Source organism: Roseibium sediminis, assembly GCF_008711325.1.
GTDB classification, from domain to species: Bacteria; Pseudomonadota; Alphaproteobacteria; order Rhizobiales; family Stappiaceae; genus Roseibium; species Roseibium sediminis.
Genome location: NZ_VXDB01000094.1, coordinates 1 through 792, shown reverse-complemented (window position 1 = coordinate 792; position 792 = coordinate 1). Strand labels below are relative to the sequence as shown.

Annotated in this window: 1 protein-coding gene; it reads left to right on the top strand. The window is 51.4% G+C overall.

What is annotated here, in order from left to right; all coding sequences use genetic code 11:
* Positions 1 to 672: imm11 family protein (locus F0155_RS23215; RefSeq protein ID WP_150526935.1), on the top strand; the 672-nt coding region annotated here is incomplete at its 5' end.
* Positions 673 to 792 lie beyond the last annotated feature (120 nt).

Here is a 792-nt window from a genome sequence, read left to right as displayed (position 1 = left end):
AGTCAAAGTGATTTCAAACGCGCTGCGAGGCCGATTTCGGGTCAGCGTGAGGAGATGAAAATGGCCGAAGGTGTTGTTTACAGCATTGGATCGAGAGCGGAGGCCCCGCATACGATCAGTTTCAAACCCCTCGACGGCAATTACAAAAAGATTGGGTATGTCGATCGGACATTCGATATGGGCCATACCCCCTTATTTGATACCGGTGAAATGTATGCGGGACGGGCGGTGAAGCCAGACCATGTTCCAACACGGGCCGAATGGGGCAGCAAGCGGTATCCGGTACCTGATGCTGTGCTTTCGTATGCGATGTATTTTGTGTCCGAGGCTTTCAAGGACATCATTGAGCGCCACGAACCGGGCGTCCATCAGTTCTTCCCTGTGGAAGTGGTCTACAAGGACGGATCATTTGCGCGGCAGATGTATTTTTTTAACATCTGCCATCGTCTGGATACGATGGACCGCGAGCGAGCGACTGCAGAATTCAAAAAAGGTCTCGCCTTTGACCCCAGCACCGGGGAATTTGTGTTCAGCCTTGAAAAGATAGGCAATGCCCATGCTTGGGTCGACAAGCATGTGATCTACGGTCGCTACCTCTCCAGCACCGTCGTCGATGAAATGAAGCAACAGGGCCTCACCGGCATTGTTTTTAATCCAGATAGAGCCGTCTAACCGAATTCAGTTTAATGAAAGAAGGACATTCGGATGAATGCTCGACTTCCTCAGCCTAGTGCCGAGAGACTGTGCAGATTTTTGTGCCCTGGCGCTTTGATTACGCCATTGGGAAGCGGT